Genomic DNA, 17,295 nt, shown 5'->3' with positions numbered 1-17,295 from the left:
GGACTGATTCTTCTTGGAGGCAGTGATGGACTTTGACATGATCGAAACGGAAATGCAGGACGGCACCATCATCAAGGTGGTTGGCGTGGGCGGCGCGGGCGGCAACGCCGTGCAGCACATGATCAACCGCGGCGTGCAGGGTGTGGAGTTCATCTGCATGAATACCGATGCCCAGGCGCTCAAGCGCTCGTCGGCGGAGCGCGTGCTGCAGCTCGGCAACAGCGGTCTCGGCGCCGGCGCCAAGCCTGAGGTCGGCCGCAACTGCGCCGAGCAGGCGCGCGATCAGATCGCCGATGCCCTGCGCGGCGCGCACATGGTCTTCATCACTGCCGGCATGGGCGGCGGCACCGGTACCGGCGCCGCACCGATCGTGGCGCAGGTGGCGAAGGAAATGGGCATCCTGACCGTGGGTGTCGTCAGCAAGCCGTTCGAGTTCGAAGGTGCCCGCCGCGCCAAGGTCGCCGAAGCCGGCTCGGGCGAGCTCGAGGCCTGCGTTGACTCGCTGATCGTCGTGCTCAACGAGAAGCTGTTCGAAGTGATGGGCGACGACGCCGAGATGGACAAGTGCTTCCAGTGCGCCGACGACGTGCTGCACAACGCCGTGGCCGGCATTGCCGAGATCATCAATGTCGATGGCCTGGTCAACGTCGACTTCGAGGACGTCAAGACGGTCATGGGCGAGCAGGGCAAGGCCATGATGGGCACGGCCACCGTGTCCGGCGTGGACCGCGCCCGCCTGGCCGCCGAGCAGGCCGTCGCCAGCCCGCTGCTGGAAGGCGTGGACCTGTCGGGCGCGCGCGGCGTGCTGGTCAACATCACCGCCAGCCATTCGCTGAAGCTGTCGGAGACCAAGGAAGTCATGAACACCATCCGCAGCTACGCGGCGGAAGATGCCACGGTGATCTTCGGCACGGTGTACGACGACTCCATGGGCGACGCACTGCGCGTGACCGTGGTGGCGACCGGCCTGGGCCGCTCGGCGAAGAAGCAGCAGCCGATGACGCTGCTGAAGACCGGTACCGACAACATGCCGGTGCAGATGATGGCCAGCATCGCCCCGACCGTGACGCAGACGCCCGACTACAGCGGCCTCGACACGCCGGCGGTGTGGCGCAGCTCGCGCGAGTCGGCGTCGGCTCACGTGGCGGCGCTGCAGGAAAAGGGCGTCGACACCTACGACATCCCGGCCTTCCTGCGCAAGCAGGCTGACTGAGCCGGCCCGGCAGGGCGGCATGCTCGCCAGCCGGCCGGCTGGCCAGCGATCCGATGCGGCGATGCACGCAGGCGCTCCCTCGCCCGTGCCTGGCCCGGATCGTACTGGCCCGCCTCGCCAGCGCGGCGGCACCCGCTTGTGCTGAAGCCTGCCTCCTGAGCCATCCCGTCGCCGGGACAGGCGTGCCACGGCCGCCTCCCCGGATCCGGTTTCCCGCCTTCCTGGCCGGGATGGGCCGCTGTCCGCGCGCCGCACCGAGAGGTGCGGCGCGCGGCGCATTCCGGACCTGCACATTGCCTGCGTATGCGCTCCGCGCCGCAGGTGGGATGCCGTCCTTGCTGCTTTGAGCGCGGCCAGCAGCGACCTACTATGATGCAGACTGTCGCTTCACGACAAAGCTGTCGTGCGCGCCCGTTTTCCGTCTCGTCGCGCCGGCAATTCCGATCCACACATTGATGAACAGAGTTGAGCGCATGATTGCCATCGGAGACCGCGTACCCGACGCGACCCTGACCGAATTCCTGGACGCCGAGCGCGAAGGCTGCAGCCTCGGTCCCAATGCCTTTGCCGTGTCCGATCTGGTGCGCGGCCGCAAGATCCTCGTATTCGGACTCCCGGGTGCGTTCACGCCGACTTGTTCGGCCAAGCACGTGCCCGGCTATGTGGCGCAGGCCGAGGCCTTGCGTGCGGCCGGTGTCGACGAGGTCTGGTGCGTGTCTGTCAACGACGCCTTCGTGATGGGTGCCTGGGGCCGTGAGCAACAGGTCGGCGGCAAGGTCCGCATGATGGGCGACGGCAGTGCGCACTGGACGCGGGCGCTGGGCCTGGACCAGGACCTGGATGCGCGCGGCATGGGCGTGCGCTCGAAGCGCTACGCGATGCTGATCGATGACGGCGTGGTCAAGGTGCTCCAGGTGGAAGCACCGGGCGAGTTCCGTGTCAGCAGCGCTGAGGCCATGCTGGAGGCGTTGCGCGGGTAAGACACCGGCGGGGCGGTCAGGACATGAGTGTGCCTGATATGCTACATGTCCGAGCCGCCTAACACGACGAAACAAAATGGTGCAGCGCGGGAGGCGAAGCAGTGGTAAGATTACTTATTGAATCAAATAGTTGATAGATTTTAATAATAACTGAGGCCGTCATGCTCAAACAGCGCACCATCAAATCCCTGGTGAAGACGGTCGGCATCGGTTTGCACTCGGGGCGCAAGGTCACGCTGACGCTGAGACCCGCTGCCGCCGATGTCGGCATCGTGTTCACCCGCGTCGATCTGCCCGAGCCGGTGGAAATCCCCGCTTCGGCCATGGCGATCGGCGACACGCGCCTGGCCTCGGTGCTGCAGAAGGATGGTGTGCGCGTTTCCACGGTCGAGCACCTGATGTCGGCCTGCGCCGGCCTGGGCATCGACAACCTCTATGTCGACGTCGATGCCGAAGAGATCCCGATCCTGGACGGCAGCGCCTCCTCCTTCGTGTTCCTGCTGCAGTCGGCCGGCATCGAAGAGCAGCCGGCGGCCAAGCGCTTCATCCGGGTCAAGAAGCCGGTGGAAGTGCGCGAAGGCGACAAGCTGGCCCGGCTGGAGCCCTATTTTGGCTTCAAGCTGAGCTTCACCATCGACTTCCGCCACCCGGCGGTCGACAAGACCGGTCAGACCTTCTCCATCGATTTCGCCGATACCAGCTACGTGCGCGAGATCGCGCGCGCGCGCACCTTCGGCTTCGCCCACGAGTTCGAGGCCCTGCGCGAGATGGGCCTGGCGCGCGGCGGCAGCCTGGACAACGCCATCGTGCTGGACGAACATCGCATGCTCAACAACGAGGAGCTGCGCTACGGCGACGAGTTCGTGCGCCACAAGATCCTCGATGCGATCGGTGACCTGTACGTGGTGGGCCATCCGGTGATTGGCGCCTATGTAGCGCACAAGTCCGGCCACGGCATGAACAACCAGCTGCTGCGGGCCTTGCTGGCGGACCAGGAGGCCTACGAGATCGTCACCTTCGATCGTGTGGAGGATGCGCCGCACGCCTTCCTGCCGCAGGCGCAGCCGGCCTTCGGCTGAAGCGTGTGCCGGGCGGGTCCCGGTACACAGAACTCGCAAAAGACAAAGGCCGATCCTGCGATCGGCCTTTTTTGCTGGCGGGCGGCGCCGGCGGTTCGATGCCGCGCGGTGGACCGGCAGCGGATCAGCGATGATGCGACAGCAAGGTCTGCAGCGCATCGCGCAGCGGCGATGCCGGCAACTGACCGGCCAGCTCGCCGAGGCTGGCCAGCCCCGCGGCCGACATGCGGCCGGTGCGCGGCCGTGCGACCGGCGGAGCGTCCCACTCATCGCGGCGCCCGACCTCGGGCTGGACCCGCACGCGGATGGTGGTGATGGCCGAGCCGCGTTCCTGCAGCCGCGTCAGCAGCGTCGGCACGATCTGGCGTACCCGCGCCGCGGCCGCGCCGTGGGCGGCCAGCAGCAACAGGGCCTGCTCCTGCGGATTGCCACGGTTGTCCCGTTTGACGCCGGCCACGGCGATGCCGGCCCGCAGGCCGGGGGGGAGCAGCGCCAGCACCTCGCCCTCCAGGTCGGCCAGTTCACGTGCGGTCCGCATCAGCACCGAGACGGGGCCGGCCTTGTCCAGCCAGTCGTGGAGCGGCTTGGCGGCGGGTGTCTTGAGGGCGTGGTGGGTGAACAGGCGCATGCGTACATTCTAGCGCGAGCGGCAGTTCGCCAGGCGCGGGCGGGACGGGCGCGGGTGCACTTGAACCCTGGCGGCGCGCCCCGATCTGAGCTAGTGTCCTGATTCTTCAGTTCGTGGCATCACTCGGTCTGACGAGAAGACCCGAGAAGACCCGAGAAGACGTGCGAGGCCAGCAACGAAGCGCAACCCGGCTAGGGCCTTGCGAACATTCGTGACGACGCATCGCGCGGCTTATCGGCGGATTTGCTCAACGGATTTGTGCATCGGGACACCGCAGCGGCAGGCGCCGCGGGGCCGTCCCGGCAAGGGCCGCGGCCCCCGGCGGCGCACCTGTGGCGGCCTGGGCGCGCGGGCCGCCGGCTGCCCAGGAATTGCCACGCGCGCATGATAAACTCGGCGTTTTGCGCCAACTCTCCATATCCTCGCGCGGCCAACCCCCCGGTCCAGCCGTCGTGCCGGCGGCCAGGCCGGTTCCGCGCAGGTGAAAGCAATCGATGATCACGGGCCTCCTGAAGAAAGTCTTCGGCAGCCGCAACGAGCGGCTGATCAAACAATATCGCCGGACCGTCGCGCAGATCAATGCGCTGGAGCCCCAGTTCGAGAAGCTGTCGGACGAGGCGCTGCGGGGCATGACGGAGACTTTCCGCCAGCGCCACGCCGCCGGCGAGTCGCTGCAGGCGTTGCTGCCCGAAGCCTTCGCGGTGTGCCGCGAGGCCAGCAAGCGCGTGATGAAGATGCGTCACTTCGACATGCAGCTGATCGGCGGCATGGTGCTCAACGACAACAAGATCGCCGAAATGCGCACCGGCGAGGGCAAGACCCTGACCGCCACGCTGGCGGTCTACCTGAACGCCATCACCGGCAAGGGCGTGCACGTGGTCACGGTCAACGATTACCTGGCCCAGCGCGACGCGGAGTGGATGGGGCGCCTGTATAACTTCCTCGGTCTGTCGGTGGGCGTGAACCTGTCGCAGATGCCGCACGACCAGAAGCAGTCGGCCTACAACGCCGACATCACTTACGGCACCAACAACGAGTTCGGCTTCGACTACCTGCGCGACAACATGGTCTACGACCCGTCGCAGCGCGTGCAGCGCCCGCTGCACTACGCCATCGTCGACGAAGTGGACTCGATCCTGATCGACGAGGCGCGCACGCCGCTGATCATCTCGGGCCAGGCGGAGAACCATACCGACCTGTACCAGCGCATGAACGGCATTCCCAAGCTGCTGGAACGCCAGATCGGCGAGGAGAAGGCCGACGGCACCGGGGTGGAGAAGCCGGGCGACTACTATGTCGACGAGAAGGGCCACCAGGTCTACCTGACCGAGTCCGGGCACGAGAAGGCCGAGCGCATCATGTCCGAGATGGGCCTGATCGGCGAGGGCGAGTCGCTCTACGCGCCGCAGAACATCACGCTGATGCACCACCTGTACGCCGCGCTGCGCGCCTACAGCCTGTTCCACCGCGACCAGCACTACGTGGTGCAGAACGACGAGGTCATCATCGTCGACGAATTCACCGGCCGCCTGATGACCGGCCGCCGTTGGTCCGATGGCCTGCACCAGGCGGTCGAGGCCAAGGAAGGCGTGACCATCCAGCAGGAAAACCAGACGCTGGCCACCATCACCTTCCAGAACTACTTCCGCATGTATGAGAAGCTGGCCGGCATGACCGGCACGGCCGACACGGAAGCCTACGAATTCCAGGAGATCTACGGCCTGGAAGTGGTGGTGATCCCGACCAACCGCCCTGCCCAGCGCAAGGATCTGCAGGACCAGATCTACAAGACCTCCAAGGAGCGCTACGACGCGGTGGTGCGCGACATCCGCGACTGCTACGAGCGTGGCCAGCCGGTGCTGGTGGGTACCACCTCGATCGAGACCTCGGAGTACCTGTCGGACCTGCTGAACAAGGAAAAGCTGCCGCACCAGGTGCTCAACGCCAAGCAGCACGCGCGCGAGGCTGAGATCGTCGCACAGGCGGGCCGGCCCAAGATGATCACCATCGCCACCAACATGGCCGGCCGCGGTACCGACATCGTGCTGGGCGGCAATGTGGAGAAGCAGTCCGGCTTCATCGAGGCGGACGCCGGTCTGTCGGACGACGAAAAGGCGGCGCGCATCGCCAAGCTGAAGGACGAGTGGAAGTCGCTGCACGAGCAGGTCAAGGCTTCCGGCGGCCTGCACATCGTCGGCACCGAGCGCCACGAGTCGCGCCGTATCGACAACCAGCTGCGCGGCCGTGCCGGCCGCCAGGGCGATCCGGGCTCCTCGCGCTTCTACCTGTCGCTGGATGACCAGCTGCTGCGCATCTTCGCCGGTGATCGCGTGCGCGCGATCATGGAACGACTGAAGATGCCCGAAGGCGAACCGATCGAGGCCGGCATCGTGACCCGTTCGATCGAATCGGCGCAGCGCAAGGTGGAAGGCCGCAACTTCGACATCCGCAAGCAGCTGCTGCAGTACGATGACGTCGCCAACGACCAGCGCAAGGAAATCTACAAGCTGCGCAACGAGGTGCTCGAGGCGCAGGATGTCGGCGAGATGGTGCGGAACCTGCGCGAGAGCGTGCTGGAGGAGCTGTTCCACGAGCACGTGCCGGCCGACACCATGGAAGAACAATGGGACATCAGCGGCCTCGAGACGCGGCTGCGCGATGACTGGGGGCTGGAGCTGCCGCTGGCGAAGACCATCGAAGCCGCGCAGAGCATCGAGGACGAGCAGCTGCTGACCATGGTGATGGGCGCCGCCAACGAGCGCTACGACGGCAAGGTCGCGCAGGTCGGCCGCGAGGCCTTCGCCGGCTTCGAGCGCTCGGTCATGCTGCAGAGCATCGACACGCACTGGCGCGAGCACCTGGCGGCGCTGGATCATCTGCGCCAGGGCATCCACCTGCGCGGCTACGCACAGAAGGATCCCAAGCAGGAATACAAGCGCGAATCGTTCGAACTGTTCGGCCGCCTGCTGGACGTGATCAAGAACGAGGTCACGCGCGTGATCTTCAACGTGCAGATCCAGTCGCCCGAAGAGCTGGAACAGGCATCGGAGCAGATCGAGGAGGGCCTGTCCCACCTGGAGAACCTGCAGTTCAAGCACGAAGAGCTGGGCGAAGGCGGCGAGCCGCTCGAGGACGGACAGCCGGCGCGCTCGGCGATTGCCGCCGGGGCCGCGGCAGCGGCCGCCGGCCAGCCGAAGGTGGGCCGCAACGATCCCTGCCCCTGCGGCTCGGGCAAGAAGTACAAGCAGTGCCATGGCAAGCTGAGCTGAAGCCAGGCGCACGGCAGGACCGATATGCCCGCGCAAGCGGGCATATTCGTCAGGCGGGCCGTATCGCTGCCGCGCCGATGCGGCCGCGGCCCGGCAGCAGGAGGGCGGGGCGCGGGCGCGTGCCGCCGCATTCGACACATCGAGCATCACAGCACACAGAGGAAACATCATGGCCGTCAACCTGCCGCTGCCCCGCGCGGAAGACCTGAAACCCGTAGCCGGCTTCGAGCTGGGCTGGGCCGAGGCGGGCATCCGCAAGGCCAACCGCAAGGACGTGCTGGTCGCGCGCGTGGCCGAGGGCAGCACCGCGGCCGGCGTGTTCACCCGCAACCGCTTCTGCGCGGCACCGGTGCAGGTCTGCCGTGAGCACCTTGCCGCCGGCAAGGGCATCCGTGCGATCGTGGTCAATACCGGCAATGCCAACGCCGGTACCGGCGAGCCCGGCCTGGCCAATGCCCGCGCCACCTGCGAAGCGCTGGCCAAGGCACTGGGCATCGCGCCGGAACAGGTGCTGCCCTTCTCGACCGGGGTGATCCTCGAGCCGCTGCCGGTCGACCGCCTGGTCGCGGGGCTGCCGGCCGCCATCGCCAACGCGCGCGCCGACAACTGGCTGGCCGCGGCCGAATCGATCATGACCACCGACACCCAGCCCAAGGCGGCTTCGCGCACGGTGCAGATCGACGGCAAGACGGTCACGCTGTCCGGCATCAGCAAGGGCGCCGGCATGATCCGCCCGAACATGGCCACCATGCTGGGCTTCATCGCCATGGACGCCGCCGTCGCGCAGCCGGTGCTGCAGGCCCTGGTGTCGTATGCGGCTGACCATTCATTCAACAGCATCACCATCGACGGCGACACCTCGACCAACGACTCCTTCGTGCTGGTTGCCACCGGCAAGGCCGGCGTCGCCGTGGAGCGCGCCGACGGCGCGGCCTTCGAGGCGCTCCGCGAAGCGGTCACCTCGCTGGCGCAGGAACTGGCGCAGATGATCGTGCGCGACGGCGAAGGCGCCACCAAATTGATGACGATCCGCGTCGAAGGCGGTGCGAACGTCGCCGAATGCCGCCAGATCGCCTATGCAGTGGCGCACTCGCCGCTGGTGAAGACGGCCTTCTATGCCTCCGATCCCAACCTGGGCCGCATCCTGGCCGCAGTCGGCTACGCTGGCGTGGACGACCTGGACGTCGATCGCGTCAACCTGTGGCTGGACGACGTCTGGGTCGCCCGCGATGGCGGCCGTCATCCGGAATACCGCGAAGAAGACGGCCAGCGCGTGATGAAGCAGGCGGAGATCACCGTGCGCATCGCGCTCGGCCGCGGCGATGCCAGCGCGACTGTCTGGACCTGCGACCTGTCGCACGACTACGTTTCGATCAACGCCGACTACCGTTCCTGAGCCCCGCCCTCCACTGCCAACGGAATCCACGCTGCCATGTCAGACCTCGCCACACGCCTCGATCACTTCCTGTCCCGACTCGAACAATGGCTGCCGCCGCAGCTAGGCGAGGCGGACTGGAAAGAGGCGGTAGCGTTCCGTTGGCGCAAAAGGGAGAGCCTGTTCGGCAAGATCGGCTATCTGCAGGCTATCCGCCAGCTGCCGCCGATCCACCTGGACGACCTGAAGAACATCGAGCGCCAGAAGGACGCGATCGTCGCCAATACGCGCCAGTTCGTGGGTCGCCTGCCGGCCAACAACGTACTGCTGACCGGCGCGCGCGGTACCGGCAAGTCCTCGCTGATCAAGGCTTGCCTGAACGCCTTCGTGGCCGACGGCCTGCGCCTGGTCGAGGTGGACAAGGACGATCTCGGTGACCTCGGCGACATCGTCGAACTGCTGTCGCAGCGTCCCGAGCGCTTCGTCATCTTCTGCGACGATCTCTCTTTCGAGGAAGGCGAGTCGGGCTACAAGTCGCTGAAGTCGGCGCTGGATGGCTCGGTGGCCGCGCAGTCGGACAATGTGCTGATCTACGCCACCTCGAACCGGCGCCACCTGCTGCCGGAGTACATGAAGGACAACGAAAGCTACCGGCATACCGCGGATGGCGAGATCCATCCGGGCGAGGTGGTCGAAGAGAAGATTTCGCTGTCCGAGCGTTTCGGCCTGTGGCTGTCGTTCTACCCGCCCAAGCAGGACGAGTACCTGGCCATCGTCGGCCACTGGCTCAAGCACTTCGGCTGCAGCGACGAAGATATCGCCGCGGCGCGCGGCGATGCGCTGGTGTGGGCACTGGAACGCGGCTCGCGTTCGGGCCGCGTGGCCTGGCAGTTCGCGCGCGACTGGGGCGGCAAGCACGGCCGCCGTGCCGTCGACGAGGCGCAGTGATGGGTGCTGGGACGGACATCGCGCCGGACGGCGTGCGCAAGGTGACCGAAGTGGCGGTCGGGGTGCTGATGCGCCCCGACGGCAGCTTCCTGCTGGCGCAACGCCCTGCCGGCAAGCCCTACGAGGGCTACTGGGAGTTTCCGGGCGGCAAGCTGGAGCCTGGCGAATCGGTCGAGGCGGCGCTGGCCCGCGAACTGCACGAGGAACTCGGCCTCGACGTGACCCGCTGCGAGCGCTGGAAGGTACTCGAGCACGACTATCCGCACGCCTATGTGCGGCTGCATTTCTGCAAGGTGGTCGGCTGGCGCGGCGAGCCCCACGGCCGCGAGGGCCAGGCCTTCGCCTGGCAGCAGGCGCCGGTGTCGGTCGGCCCGCTGCTGCCGGCGACCATCCCGGTGGTGGACTGGCTGGCCGCCGAGGCCGGCTGAGCAGGGCGCCGATTCACGCCCCAGGCGGCCACTGCGGTGCCTAGCGGTCCTGGTCGTCCGGCAGGTCCGGCGACGGCGTTTCCTCGGGCTTACCCCCGATCACATATTTCTCCGCAGCCCAGGCGCCCAGGTCGATCTGCTTGCAGCGTTCGGAGCAGAACGGGCGGAAGCGGCTTTCCGGCACCCAGGCCACATCCTTGCCGCAAGTGGGGCATTTGACGATGGTCGGCATGGTGGTGTGTCTTGTGAGTCGTGTACGACAGGATGGTGCGTCGCGGCCGCTCCCTGCAGGGCAGGGCGGCGCATGACGCCGTGGTCAGAAATTGCAGAGCTTGAGCAGGAAGGGGATGTCCGCGTCGACCGACTTGGGCCTCAGGTCCCCGTCCTGTTGCGTGAAGCGCACCCACAGCATGTACTTGTTGGCGCTCATTTCGGGAATGAAGGCGAGCAGCGATTCATCCAGCAGCACCTGCATCAGCTGGTAGCTGCGTCCGGACAGCATCTGCTGGTAGCTCCCGCCGGTGGCGATCACCTTGCCGCTCTGGCTGGATTCGCGCAGCAGGCGCAGCACAGTGGTCGTGCCCTGCCGCAACGGCATCAGCGGGCGTGCCCACTTGGCCACATCGATGCGCCGGTCTTCGGCCGGGCGTTGCTGCCAGGCATAGTAGGCGGGCAGGTCGAACTCGCAGGTGCCGCCGGGGATGATGGCGCGGCTGCGGATACTGGTCAGCCACTCATTGTCGACCAGCAACTGGCCGGCCTTGCCCACGGTCTGGTTCAGCAGCGCCATGGCCTGCTCGATCTCGCCGATCACTGCGTCGAGCGCCTTCTGGTCGATCTGCGGATTGCTGCGCAGCGACGACAGCGCCTGGCGCTGGCGCTCGAGTTCCTTGATCAGGTCGGTCTTCAGGTCGGCCCTGCCGGCTACGTCGATGATTTCGAATACCGTGGTCAGGGCGACGTGGTGCTGCAGCGCATGATCCTGGGCGAGGAAGAAATCCAGGCGATCGAACAGGTCTTCCAGGCGCAGAAGTGTCCTGATGCGTTCGTTGAAAGGATATTCGTACAGAATCAAGGGAATGTCCGTGCAGCGCGCGGGCTGGCGTGCCGTTTGCGGCGCGGCGCCCGCGTGGAAAACCATTCGGCGCGGGGAACATTCCCGGCGCCGGTCTATCCGGTACAGGTACCGGCGGCTGGCCGGCCCTTGCCTGCCATGATCAGCGCATTCTATGCGAGTCCGCGCTGCGCGACAATGCAGGCTGCCCCAGGGGGGACGACTGTTTCAGTCGGCCGTATGGAGCGGTGCCGCCGCCGCTTGCGAGCGGTACAGCCGGTCCAGCCGCTCGACTTGCGGCGCAAGCGCCTCGGGCCGGCCCTCGTTGTCGATCACGTCGTCCGCCTGCGCCAGGCGCTGCGCACGCGTGGCCTGCCGCGCCATGATGGCTTCCACCTGGGGCCGGGTGAAGCCGTTGCGGGACATCACCCGAGCCACCTGGGTCGCTTCGCTGCAATCGACCACCAGGACGCGCCCGACCCGCTGGCGCCAGCTTCCCGACTCGACCAGCAGCGGCACCACATAGATCAGGTAGGGATGGCGGCCGCCGGCGCGCACGGCAGCGGCGCGGCTCTCGGTGAGCTGGCGGATCAGCGGGTGGGTGATGGCTTCCAGGCGCGCTTTCGCCGCCGGGTCGGCAAAGACCAGCGCGCGCATCGCGTCGCGGTCCATGGCGCCGTCCGGGCGCAGGCACTGCGGCCCGAAGGCCTCGACCAGGGCGGGGATGGCCAGCCCATGCGGCGCCGTGATCTCGTGGGCGAGCAGGTCGGTATCGATGATCGCAGCGCCGCGCGCGGCGAACAGGTCGGCCACGCGGGTCTTGCCAGAGCCGATGCCTCCGGTCAGTCCGATTTCTAGCATGGTGATGTGCGGTGTGTACTGTGTATGCCGAGCAAGGGGCCCGTGGCAGTGAGTCTAGCCCGGCACGCCCAGCGCGAGCGGCAGCGCGCCGGCCCCCAGGAACAGTACCAGCAGGCCCGCTCCGGCGATGAACGGACCGAAGGGGAAGGGCGTGTCGCGATGCTGCCGGCGCAGTGCGATGCGGACGAGGCCGAACAGCAGGCCGACCACGGAGGACAGCAGCACCAGCGCGGGCAGCGCCTGCCAGCCGAACCAGGCACCGAGCGCCGCCATCAGCTTGAAGTCGCCGTAGCCCATGCCCTCCTTGCCGCGCACCAGCTTGAAGAGCCAGTAGACGCTCCACAGCAGCAGGTAGCCGGCTGCCGCGCCGATCACGGCGTCGGCCAGCGAGGCGAACACGCCCGCCAGGTTGAGCAGCAGGCCGAGCCACAGCAGCGGCTGGGTCAGCTGGTCGGGCAGCAGCTGGGTATCGGCGTCGATCATGGTCAGCGCCAGCAGCGTCCACACCAGGACCAGCGCCGCCAGGCCCTGCCAGGTCGGCCCGAAGTGCCAGGCGGCCAGCACGCTCAGCACCCCGCTGGCGAGTTCCACCAGCGGATAGCGCGCCCCGATCGGTGCGTGGCAGGCCGAACAGCGCCCCCGCAGCAGCAGGTAGCTGAGCACGGGGATGTTCTCCCATGGCGCCAGCGTGTGCCCGCAGTGCGGGCATGCCGATCCCGGCACCGCCAGGTTGTAGCGCGACGGATGGGGCAGCGGCTCGCCGCGCAGCTCGGCGATGTAGTTCGCCTCGTCGTGCTCCATCATGCGCGGCAGGCGGTGGATCACCACGTTGAGGAAGCTGCCGACCGCCAGGCCCAGCAGGCCGGCCGCCAGCATCAGGAACCAGCCGGGCAGGGCGGCCAGCGTGGCGATGGTGAAGGCGCCTTGCGGCGAGAATGCGGACACCATGCTTCAGACCACCTGTCCCAGCTTGAAGATCGGCAGGTACATGGCAATCACCATGCCGCCGATCAGTACCCCGAGGATCACGATGATCAGCGGCTCGATCAGGCTGGAGATGGCCGCGACCGCGTCGTCGACCTCGCGCTCGTAGAATTCGGCCACCTTCAGCAGCATATTGTCCAGCGCGCCCGATTCCTCGCCGATCTGCGTCATCTGCAGCACCATATTGTCGAACACGTGGGTGGCCTGCATGGCGTTGGTCAGGCTGGTGCCGATGCGCACCGCCTGTTCGACCTCGCGCGTGGCGTCGTGGTAGACCCAGTTGCCGGCCGCGCCCGCCACCGACTCCATCGACTCCACCAGCGGCGTGCCCGCGGCGAACATGGTGGCCAGGGTGCGCGTCCAGCGCGCGATCACCGCCTTGCGGAACAGGCTGCCGAAGATGGGCATCTTCAGCAGCGCGCGGTCGGTGGCGCGCTGCACCTTCTCCGACTTGCGCAAGGCGCGCAGGTACAGTGCGATGGCCGCCACCGGCACGCCGATGACGATGTACCAGTAGGCCACGAAGAAGTCGGAGATGGCGATCACGAACAGCGTCGGCGCCGGCAGGTTGGCGCCGAAGCTGGCGAACACGCCCTTGAAGGCAGGGATCACGAACAGCATCAGGATCACGGTGACGGCGAAGGCCACGGTCAGCACCGCGATCGGGTAGATCATGGCCGACTTGATCTGGCTTTTCAGCGCGATCGTCTTCTCCATGTACATCGACAGTCGTTCGAGCAGCGCATCCAGGATGCCGCCCTGTTCGCCGGCGTCGATCAGGTTGCAGTAGAGCGTGTCGAAGTAGCGCGGATGGCGCCGGAAGGCCTGCGCCATGCTGCTGCCGGCCTCGATGTCGAAGCGGATCTGCGCCAGCAGCTGGGTGAAGTTCGGGTTGGCATGGCCGCGCGCGATGATGTCGATCGACTGCAGCAGCGGCACGCCTGCCTTGAGCATGGTGGACAGCTGGCGCGTGAAGTAGGCGATGTCCTTCTCGGTGATCTTGCGACCGCGCGCCGCGCGGCGGCGCTTCATCTTGACCACCGTCAGGCCCTGCTTGCGCAGCATGGCATTGACTTCGGCCTGGTCCTCCGCGCGCTGTTCCCCGGTGAAGGTCTTGCCCTTGCGGTCCTTGCCTTCCCACTCGAAGATGTACTGCGTCGCCGCCTTGCGCCCCGGCTTGCTCCGCGACGGCGCTGCCGTGCGGGCCGCCGCGGCTGGTGCACGCGTTGCCATGATTGACCCCCGACTGATTGCTTTTGTTTTACATATTGGTCGTCGCCAGCACTTCTTCCAGCGAGGTGACGCCTTGCTTCACCTTCAGCAGGCCGGCTTCCCGCAACGATAGCACGCCGTCGCGGCGCGCCTGCTCGGCGATCTGCAGCGCCGTACCGTGAGACAGGATGATCTGCTGCATCGCCTCGGAGATGGGCATCACCTGGTAGATGCCGCAACGCCCCTTGTAGCCGCTGCCGCTGCAGCGCTCGCAGCCGGCCGGGTGGTAAGGCTGCCAGCTGCCGTCGAGTTCGCTCTCTTGGAAGCCGGCGTCAAGCAGCACGTCGCGCGCCAGGGCGCCCGGCCGCTTGCAGTTGCAGAGCCGGCGCGCCAGCCGCTGGGCGGTGATCAGCAGCACGCTGGAGGCGATGTTGAACGGCGCCACGCCCATGTTCATCAGCCGCGTCAGCGTGGTCGGCGCATCGTTGGTATGCAGCGTGGACAGCACCAGATGGCCGGTCTGGGCGGCCTTGATGGCGATGTCCGCGGTCTCCAGGTCGCGGATCTCGCCCACCATGATGACGTCCGGGTCCTGGCGCAGGAAGGAGCGCAGCGCGGCGGCGAAGGTCAGGCCGGCCTTCTCGTTGACGTTGACCTGGTTGATGCCGGGCAGCTGGATTTCGGCGGGATCCTCGGCCGTCGAGATATTGATGTCGCCCTGGTTGAGCAGGTTGAGGAAGGTATAGAGCGAGACCGTCTTGCCGCTGCCGGTCGGGCCGGTGACCAGGATCATGCCGTAGGGGCGCTTGATGGTCTCGAGCAGCAGCGCCTTCTGCGCGGGCTCGTAGCCGAGCCGGTCGATGTCGAGCTTGTCGGTCGAGGAGTCGAGGATCCGCATGACGATCTTCTCGCCGAACAGTGTCGGCAGCGTCGACACACGGAAATCGATGGCCTTCTCGACCGTCTCCTTGCTGTCCTTGCCGTCCTTGTCCTTTTCCTTCGGCAGCGCGATCAGCAGCTTCATGCGGCCGTCCTGCGGCACGCGTTTCTCGGAGATGTCCAGGCGCGACAGCACCTTGATGCGGGTGGCGATCTTGTCGCGGATGTCCAGCGGGGGGCGGGCCACCTCCAGCAGCACGCCGTCGACGCGGAAGCGCACGCGGTAGAAGGTCTCGAACGGCTCGAAGTGCAGGTCGGATGCACCCCGGTGGAAGGCCTCGGTCAACAGCTTGTGCAGGAAGCGCACGACCGGTGCGTCGTCGATGTCGTTGGGCGCCTTGTTGCGCTGGGCTCCCGCCGAGGCGACCGGGTCGTACTCGATCAGCTTGTGCTCGGCCGCCACCGGGCCGGCGGCGCGCAGCGTACTGCTTTCCTCGCCGGCCGAGCGCACGTGCTTCAGCAGCTTGTCGTGCTCGACCACGACCGCGTCGACCGGCAGGTTCAGTTTCTGGCGGATGGCATCGAGGCCGGCCTGGTTGGACGGATCGGAGGTTGCCACGACCAGCCGGTTGTCGCGCCGGCCCAGCGGCAGCAGCCGGTGGGCGTGGAACTCGCGGTTGCCGACCAGGGCCGGCGGCACCGTGGCGAAGTTGAACTGGCTGAGGTCGAGCAGCGGGAGCTGGTACTTGTCGGCGGCGAAGGTGGCGAGGTCGCGCGCGCTCATGGTGCCGCTGCCGACGATCTCGTCGATCAGTTGCGACTTCTTTTCCCGCGCGGCCTGTTCGAGCTGGGCGAGAAGGGCCGGAGCGATGCGGCGGCTTTGCGCGAGAGCGAGACCTAGTGTCATGGCGAGGCAGGACGGCCCGCGAGGGCTGCGAGGCAGGGAGCGGGCCCTGGACCGCGGCAGTTTGCAGCCGGGGTCACTTTTTGTAAAGGCAGCCGCCGGTCCTCGTCGGCATTTGCGCGACAGCAGCGCAACCCCGCTTGGGTGGGGGGGGCATCCCGTGCCGCATTGACTGTAGCGGGGCGTGCCTGCCGCGCAGGACACGGATGGCAATGCCGGACGCAGAAAACAAAAAGGCCGCACTGTCGTGCGGCCTTTTTGCGGTCTCGATGACCAGAAACTGGTCGGGGTGAGAGGATTCGAACCTCCGGCCTCTACGTCCCGAACGTAGCGCTCTACCAGGCTAAGCTACACCCCGTTTTCTTGTTTTTCTGCGCTACGACTGTCGTTGCAGCGAGAAAGAACATAAGTCTATCAGCGTTTCCTTCAGTTGGGAAGGGGGAAATTGCATTGCCGCTTTTTCCGCCGCTGCGGCCTCGCGCTGCGCGGCCTGGAAGGTGACCTCCAGCGCGCCGCTGTCGTGGATGGCGGAGAACACGGCATCGAAGTGTTCGGTGCCGCCCTGCACGATAGCTTCGCGCGCGAGCGCGCGCTGCTCGGGCGTGCCGTGCTCGATCAGGTGCAGCAGCGGCAGCGTCGGCTTGCCTTCGCGCAGGTCGTCGCCGGCATTCTTGCCCATCTGCTCGGCGCTGGCCGTGTAGTCGAGCATGTCGTCGATCAGCTGGAAGGCGGTGCCGATGCGCCGGCCGTATTCGGCGGCGGCCTCTTCCAGCGCCGCGTCGGCGCCGGACAGGACCGCGCCGATCTGCGCCGAAGCTTCGAACAGCTTGGCGGTCTTGTAGCGGATCACCTTCAGGTAGCGCTCGACGGTGACGTCCGGGTCGTGCATGTTCAGCAGTTGCAGCACTTCACCTTCGGCGATCACGTTGGTGGCGTTGGAGAGGATCTCCATGATGCGCATGCTGCCGGCCTCCACCATCATCTGGAAGGCGCGCGAATAGAGGAAGTCTCCTACCAGCACGCTAGCGGCATTGCCGAAGGCCGCGTTGGCGGTCTCGCGGCCGCGGCGCAGCTCCGACTCGTCGACCACGTCGTCGTGCAGCAGGGTGGCGGTGTGGATGAACTCCACCACGGCGGCGAGGTCATGGTGGCGGTGGCCATCGTAGCCCAGGGCCCGCGCGACCAGCAGCAGGATCACCGGGCGCAGGCGCTTGCCGCCCGCGCCGATGATGTATTCGCCGATCTGTTCGATCAGGGGCACTTCCGAGGCGAGGCGCCGGCGGATGACTGCGTCGACGGCGCGCATGTCGGCAGCGACCGGGGCAAGCAGGGCAGTGGCGGAAGACTGGGACAAGATGATCACCGTTGCGCAAAACCGGACGATTATATGCGATGGGCGTGTATGTATGTCCGTCTCCAGGCGGGTGTCCCGGTTGCTGTGCGGCGCTGGCGGCGCGGGTGCGAGGGGCGTCGGCGGGCGT

15 protein-coding genes and 1 tRNA gene are annotated in these 17,295 nt (G+C 67.0%); 7 read left to right on the top strand and 9 right to left on the bottom strand.

Translation table 11 applies throughout. From position 1 onward, the window contains the following. The first annotated feature begins 25 nt into the window (after positions 1-25). From ftsZ to lpxC, 3 genes are all read left to right on the top strand, one after another. Positions 26-1,213 carry a cell division protein FtsZ gene (gene ftsZ / locus BKK81_RS17550; protein ID WP_071015585.1) on the top strand — a complete coding sequence of 396 codons (1,188 nt, stop codon included), beginning with the start codon at positions 26-28 and terminating at the stop codon, positions 1,211-1,213. 473 nt (positions 1,214-1,686) lie between these two features. Further along, entirely contained in the window at positions 1,687-2,193 is a 507-nt protein-coding gene (locus BKK81_RS17545) for a peroxiredoxin (protein WP_071015583.1), read from the top strand. Positions 2,194-2,354: 161 nt separating this feature from the next. Then, positions 2,355-3,272 carry a UDP-3-O-acyl-N-acetylglucosamine deacetylase gene (gene lpxC / locus BKK81_RS17540; RefSeq protein WP_071015581.1) on the top strand — a complete coding sequence of 306 codons (918 nt, stop codon included), beginning with the start codon at positions 2,355-2,357 and terminating at the stop codon, positions 3,270-3,272. Positions 3,273-3,396: 124 nt separating this feature from the next. Here lpxC and BKK81_RS17535 read toward each other — a convergent pair whose 3' ends face one another. Beyond that, positions 3,397-3,900, bottom strand: coding sequence for a DciA family protein (locus BKK81_RS17535; protein WP_071015580.1), 504 nt, complete (start codon positions 3,898-3,900; stop codon positions 3,397-3,399). Between the two features lie 494 nt (positions 3,901-4,394). Here BKK81_RS17535 and secA point away from each other — a divergent pair, with 494 nt between their 5' ends. The 4 genes from secA to BKK81_RS17515 all read left to right on the top strand — a co-directional run bounded on the left by secA (position 4,395) and on the right by BKK81_RS17515 (position 9,920). Then, complete coding sequence (secA, locus tag BKK81_RS17530) at positions 4,395-7,169, top strand: preprotein translocase subunit SecA (protein ID WP_071015578.1); 2,775 nt, start codon at positions 4,395-4,397, stop codon at positions 7,167-7,169. Positions 7,170-7,338: 169 nt separating this feature from the next. Then, on the top strand, positions 7,339-8,565 hold the full coding sequence (argJ, locus tag BKK81_RS17525; RefSeq protein ID WP_071015576.1) for a bifunctional glutamate N-acetyltransferase/amino-acid acetyltransferase ArgJ: 1,227 nt from the start codon (positions 7,339-7,341) through the stop codon (positions 8,563-8,565). 36 nt (positions 8,566-8,601) lie between these two features. Continuing rightward, positions 8,602-9,492: an ATP-binding protein gene (locus BKK81_RS17520; RefSeq protein ID WP_071015574.1), complete on the top strand. Its 891-nt coding sequence runs from the start codon at positions 8,602-8,604 to the stop codon at positions 9,490-9,492. Then, on the top strand, positions 9,492-9,920 hold the full coding sequence (locus tag BKK81_RS17515; protein WP_071015573.1) for an NUDIX domain-containing protein: 429 nt from the start codon (positions 9,492-9,494) through the stop codon (positions 9,918-9,920). The genes BKK81_RS17520 and BKK81_RS17515 overlap by 1 nt, the downstream gene beginning before the upstream one ends. Before the next feature lie 40 nt (positions 9,921-9,960). Here BKK81_RS17515 and BKK81_RS17510 read toward each other — a convergent pair whose 3' ends face one another. From BKK81_RS17510 to ispB, 8 genes are all read right to left on the bottom strand, one after another. Continuing rightward, entirely contained in the window at positions 9,961-10,152 is a 192-nt protein-coding gene (locus BKK81_RS17510) for a DNA gyrase inhibitor YacG (RefSeq protein WP_071015571.1), read from the bottom strand. An 84-nt stretch (positions 10,153-10,236) separates the two neighbouring features. Next, a complete protein-coding gene (gene zapD, locus BKK81_RS17505; RefSeq protein ID WP_071016592.1) occupies positions 10,237-10,995 on the bottom strand; it encodes a cell division protein ZapD in 759 nt (252 codons plus the stop codon). 207 nt (positions 10,996-11,202) lie between these two features. Then, positions 11,203-11,835, bottom strand: a complete 633-nt coding sequence (coaE, locus tag BKK81_RS17500) for a dephospho-CoA kinase (RefSeq protein ID WP_071015570.1) — start codon at positions 11,833-11,835, stop codon at positions 11,203-11,205. A gap of 54 nt (positions 11,836-11,889) precedes the next feature. Next, entirely contained in the window at positions 11,890-12,783 is an 894-nt protein-coding gene (locus BKK81_RS17495; RefSeq protein WP_071015568.1) for a prepilin peptidase, read from the bottom strand. A gap of 3 nt (positions 12,784-12,786) precedes the next feature. Then, positions 12,787-14,052 carry a type II secretion system F family protein gene (locus BKK81_RS17490; protein WP_071015565.1) on the bottom strand — a complete coding sequence of 422 codons (1,266 nt, stop codon included), beginning with the start codon at positions 14,050-14,052 and terminating at the stop codon, positions 12,787-12,789. A 28-nt stretch (positions 14,053-14,080) separates the two neighbouring features. After that, positions 14,081-15,817, bottom strand: coding sequence for a type IV-A pilus assembly ATPase PilB (gene pilB / locus BKK81_RS17485; RefSeq protein ID WP_071015563.1), 1,737 nt, complete (start codon positions 15,815-15,817; stop codon positions 14,081-14,083). Between the two features lie 278 nt (positions 15,818-16,095). Then, positions 16,096-16,172 (bottom strand) — tRNA-Pro (locus tag BKK81_RS17480). An 18-nt stretch (positions 16,173-16,190) separates the two neighbouring features. Further along, positions 16,191-17,120, bottom strand: coding sequence for an octaprenyl diphosphate synthase (gene ispB / locus BKK81_RS17475; protein WP_071015561.1), 930 nt, complete (start codon positions 17,118-17,120; stop codon positions 16,191-16,193). Positions 17,121-17,295: the final 175 nt, after the last annotated feature.

Source organism: Cupriavidus sp. USMAHM13 (assembly GCF_001854285.1).
Lineage (GTDB): Bacteria > Pseudomonadota > Gammaproteobacteria > Burkholderiales > Burkholderiaceae > Cupriavidus > Cupriavidus malaysiensis.
Note: the sequence above shows the minus strand (reverse complement) of the source record. Positions and strands in the feature narration are given on the sequence as shown.

Excerpts from the sequence above, each read along its gene's own strand:
- secA (WP_071015578.1), top strand. The coding sequence starts at position 4,395 with ATGATCACGGGCCTCCTGAAGAAAGTCTTCGGCAGCCGCAACGAGCGG.
- BKK81_RS17520 (WP_071015574.1), top strand. The coding sequence starts at position 8,602 with ATGTCAGACCTCGCCACACGCCTCGATCACTTCCTGTCCCGACTCGAA.
- BKK81_RS17510 (WP_071015571.1), bottom strand. The coding sequence starts at position 10,152 with ATGCCGACCATCGTCAAATGCCCCACTTGCGGCAAGGATGTGGCCTGG.
- lpxC (WP_071015581.1), top strand. The coding sequence starts at position 2,355 with ATGCTCAAACAGCGCACCATCAAATCCCTGGTGAAGACGGTCGGCATC.
- BKK81_RS17495 (WP_071015568.1), bottom strand. The coding sequence starts at position 12,783 with ATGGTGTCCGCATTCTCGCCGCAAGGCGCCTTCACCATCGCCACGCTG.
- ispB (WP_071015561.1), bottom strand. The coding sequence starts at position 17,120 with ATGCGCGCCGTCGACGCAGTCATCCGCCGGCGCCTCGCCTCGGAAGTG.
- coaE (WP_071015570.1), bottom strand. The coding sequence starts at position 11,835 with ATGCTAGAAATCGGACTGACCGGAGGCATCGGCTCTGGCAAGACCCGC.
- pilB (WP_071015563.1), bottom strand. The coding sequence starts at position 15,817 with ATGACACTAGGTCTCGCTCTCGCGCAAAGCCGCCGCATCGCTCCGGCC.
- BKK81_RS17515 (WP_071015573.1), top strand. The coding sequence starts at position 9,492 with ATGGGTGCTGGGACGGACATCGCGCCGGACGGCGTGCGCAAGGTGACC.
- ftsZ (WP_071015585.1), top strand. The coding sequence starts at position 26 with ATGGACTTTGACATGATCGAAACGGAAATGCAGGACGGCACCATCATC.
- argJ (WP_071015576.1), top strand. The coding sequence starts at position 7,339 with ATGGCCGTCAACCTGCCGCTGCCCCGCGCGGAAGACCTGAAACCCGTA.
- BKK81_RS17490 (WP_071015565.1), bottom strand. The coding sequence starts at position 14,052 with ATGGCAACGCGTGCACCAGCCGCGGCGGCCCGCACGGCAGCGCCGTCG.
- BKK81_RS17535 (WP_071015580.1), bottom strand. The coding sequence starts at position 3,900 with ATGCGCCTGTTCACCCACCACGCCCTCAAGACACCCGCCGCCAAGCCG.
- BKK81_RS17545 (WP_071015583.1), top strand. The coding sequence starts at position 1,687 with ATGATTGCCATCGGAGACCGCGTACCCGACGCGACCCTGACCGAATTC.